This window comes from Candidatus Hodgkinia cicadicola, from assembly GCF_002774925.1.
This window is the reverse complement of sequence record NZ_NXGO01000089.1, coordinates 1-900: the sequence shown is the minus strand read 5'-3', so window position 1 is coordinate 900 and position 900 is coordinate 1. Positions and strand designations below refer to the sequence as shown.

Below are 900 nucleotides of genomic sequence, written 5' to 3'. Positions count from 1 at the left end.
GAAGGCAGGAGCAGATAAGGTAGCTATTAATTCAGCTTCTGTTATGAATCCAGAGTTTATTGCCAACTGTGTTGAAAGATTTGGAAGTCAGTGCATCGTTTCATCAGTTGATTGTAAGGCAGTCAATGGTACTTGAGAGGTATTCAGTCATAGTGGTTTAAGATCAACAGGAATTGATTGACAGATGCTAGACTTGTTCAAGGTGTTTTATTGTTTTTACTATTAGTGTTGGTTTTATTATTGTTTCTAACAATGTTATTTCATTAACTCTATTGTCGCTGTTGGTAAGTGCAGAAATGCAAGCAATAAATTCAAAAATAAAGTTAACTACTAAAAAACAAAACAATAATCTATGTTTATTGTTCCTTTTTATTGTTTATTTAACACTAATACTTTTATAAATGTCGATGCCTACAACAGAATACAAAAACAAAATATAAGTAGGCCTAAGTAAACAAAATGTAAGTAAGAATTGTTTAAATTCAAATGTCCCAACCTCATTATTTGATGTGGCATTTTCAGGCATATTCAGTGATAAAACTACACTAGTGTACGGATCCACACAATTTTATTACACTATCACTCTTTATTTTATTAAATAAGTTTTACCACAGTATACGTAAGTACTGAACATTTTTTTTTTTAATTTTGTATTTTCCAGTCTCAGTAAAATATTGAGCAATGTAGAAAAACGATTAAGTTTTTAAATACTATAATTATTAATGTTATAAATTTAATGTTACATTATTAGAAATAAACTATAAAATTCATTCATTTCACTATCCTCCATATCTTATACTTCACAAATTTGTTCTTATTCTTTTTTGTTAAATAAACTAAGGGCGTTTACAATTTGAAACATCACCATTTGTAGGATATTTTACTGATTTATACTGCTGT

1 protein-coding gene is annotated in these 900 nt (G+C 28.0%); it reads left to right on the top strand.

Features of this window, described 5'->3' with window-relative positions; all coding sequences use genetic code 4:
* A partial coding sequence (locus MAGTDC_RS03150; protein WP_278046966.1) for a HisA/HisF-related TIM barrel protein occupies positions 1–226 on the top strand: 226 nt, incomplete at its 5' end.
* Positions 227–900: the final 674 nt, after the last annotated feature.